Below are 1,628 nucleotides of genomic sequence, written 5' to 3'. Positions count from 1 at the left end.
ACCCTTGAAAGAGTGCGTAATAGCTCACTGGTCAAGTGATTCCGCGCCGACAATGTAGCGGGGCTCAAGCGTACCGCCGAAGTCGTGTCATTCACACATGTATCCCCAACGGGAGTGTGGATGGGTAGGGGAGCGTCGTGTGCCGGGTGAAGCAGCCGCGGAAGCGAGTTGTGGACGGTTCACGAGTGAGAATGCAGGCATGAGTAGCGATACACACGTGAGAAACGTGTGCGCCGATTGACTAAGGGTTCCTGGGTCAAGCTGATCTGCCCAGGGTAAGTCGGGACCTAAGGCGAGGCCGACAGGCGTAGTCGATGGACAACCGGTTGATATTCCGGTACCCGCTTTGAAACGCCCAATACTGAATCAGGCGATGCTAAGTCCGTGAAGCCGGCCCGATCTCTTCGGAGTTGAGGGTAGTGGTGGAGCCGACGAACCAGACTTGTACTAGGTAAGCGATGGGGTGACGCAGGAAGGTAGTCCAGCCCGGGCGGTGGTTGTCCCGGGGTAAGGGTGTAGGCCGTGTGGTAGGTAAATCCGTCACACGTTAAGGCTGAGACCTGATGCCGAGCCGATTGTGGTGAAGTGGATGATCCTATGCTGTCGAGAAAAGCCTCTAGCGAGTTTCATGGCGGCCCGTACCCTAAACCGACTCAGGTAGTCAGGTAGAGAATACCGAGGCGTTCGGGTGAACTATGGTTAAGGAACTCGGCAAAATGCCCCCGTAACTTCGGGAGAAGGGGGGCCATCACTGGTGAGGGAACTTGCTTCCTGAGCTGGGGGTGGCCGCAGAGACCAGCGAGAAGCGACTGTTTACTAAAAACACAGGTCCGTGCGAAGCCGTAAGGCGATGTATACGGACTGACGCCTGCCCGGTGCTGGAACGTTAAGGGGACCGGTTAGCTGCATTTCGGTGTGGCGAAGCTGAGAACTTAAGCGCCAGTAAACGGCGGTGGTAACTATAACCATCCTAAGGTAGCGAAATTCCTTGTCGGGTAAGTTCCGACCTGCACGAATGGCGTAACGACTTCTCGACTGTCTCAACCATAGGCCCGGTGAAATTGCACTACGAGTAAAGATGCTCGTTTCGCGCAGCAGGACGGAAAGACCCCGGGACCTTTACTATAGTTTGATATTGGTGTTCGGTTCGGCTTGTGTAGGATAGGTGGGAGACTTTGAAGCGGCCACGCCAGTGGTTGTGGAGTCGTCGTTGAAATACCACTCTGGTCGTGCTGGATGTCTAACCTGGGTCCGTGATCCGGATCAGGGACAGTGTCTGATGGGTAGTTTAACTGGGGCGGTTGCCTCCTAAAGAGTAACGGAGGCGCCCAAAGGTTCCCTCAGCCTGGTTGGCAATCAGGTGTTGAGTGTAAGTGCACAAGGGAGCTTGACTGTGAGACCGACGGGTCGAGCAGGGACGAAAGTCGGGACTAGTGATCCGGCAGTGGCTTGTGGAAGCGCTGTCGCTCAACGGATAAAAGGTACCCCGGGGATAACAGGCTGATCTTCCCCAAGAGTCCATATCGACGGGATGGTTTGGCACCTCGATGTCGGCTCGTCGCATCCTGGGGCTGGAGTCGGTCCCAAGGGTTGGGCTGTTCGCCCATTAAAGCGGTACGCGAGCTGGG

General features: G+C 56.2%; 1 rRNA gene. It reads left to right on the top strand.

The features are described from left to right. A 23S ribosomal RNA gene (locus ACFVS9_RS34160) occupies window positions 1–1,628 on the top strand; the annotation flags it as partial.

It is taken from the genome of Streptomyces sp. NPDC058008, assembly GCF_042886395.1.
Lineage (GTDB): Bacteria > Actinomycetota > Actinomycetes > Streptomycetales > Streptomycetaceae > Streptomyces.
This window is presented reverse-complemented; position numbering and strand designations above follow the sequence as displayed.